Source organism: Streptomyces sp. (assembly GCF_019510245.1).
Taxonomy (GTDB): domain Bacteria; phylum Actinomycetota; class Actinomycetes; order Streptomycetales; family Streptomycetaceae; genus Streptomyces.
Window position 1 is genome coordinate 1 of record NZ_JAEKKT010000553.1, and the last position, 1,001, is coordinate 1,001.

The following is a 1,001-nucleotide window of genomic DNA, read 5'->3' on the forward strand; positions in this document are numbered from 1 at the left end:
GAAGGAGACCAGCGATGACCGTACGCGTCCGCGACGGCCTGCGCGAGGAAGTCCTCAGAGCCAACCTCGCCATCCCCCAGGTCGGCCTGGCAACCCTGACCTGGGGCAACGTCAGCGGAGTCGACCGCGAGGCGGGCGTCTTCGTCATCAAGCCCTAAGGGGTTCCCTACGAGGATCTCGCCCTCGACGACCTGGTGACGGTCCGGCTGTCCGACGGCGCCGTGGTGGACGGCGACCTGCGCCCCTCCACCGACACCGAGACCCACCGCTGCCTCTACCGCGCCTTCCCCTCCATCGGCGGCGTCACCCACACCCACTCCACCCACGCGGTCGCCTTCGCCCAGGCCCGCCGCGACATACCGGTCCTCGGCACCACCCACGCCGACACCTTCAACGGCCCCATCCCCGTCACTCGAGACCTCACCCCTGAGGAGTGCGCGAAGGACTACGAGTACAACACCGGCGTCGTCATCGTGGACACGCTGTACGAAGACGACCGGCGCGCGGTCGAGGTCCCCGCGGCACTGGTCGCCGGCCACGGCCCCTTCACCTGGGGCACCACCGCCCGCAAGTCCCTGGAACACGCGATCATCTGCGAGGCCGTCGCCGACATCGCCCTCCACACCCTGTCCCTCTCCCCGGCGGCACCGCCACCCGCCCACCTGCTCGAGCGCCACTACACCCGCAAACACGGGCCCGGCGCCTACTACGGCAATCCGGAGGCGGCGCTGCCGAAACACTGACGCGGCGGTACGCCGGTGCGGGCCGAGCGGCCGAGCGGCACTCTGCCGAGTCGGCGAACCCGGCGTGTTGAGCGGGTGAAGCTTGGGCCCGTGTGCGCGTCGCGGGGCATGGATGAAGGTCCCCGCCGTATCCGGACGAGTCGGCGGACACGACGCGCTGGAGGCGAGTGATGAACCAGAAACAGGTCCAGACCGGCCACACGACCCACCGGGTCCCGGTCCTCATCGTCGGCGGTTCCCTCGTCGGCCTGTCGACCT

Annotated in this window: 1 pseudogene; it reads left to right on the forward strand. The window is 70.4% G+C overall.

The annotated features are described in order from the left end of the window. The first annotated feature begins 14 nt into the window (after nt 1–14). Nucleotides 15–743, forward strand: a pseudogene (gene araD / locus JF597_RS55360) (L-ribulose-5-phosphate 4-epimerase AraD). Nucleotides 744–1,001: the final 258 nt, after the last annotated feature.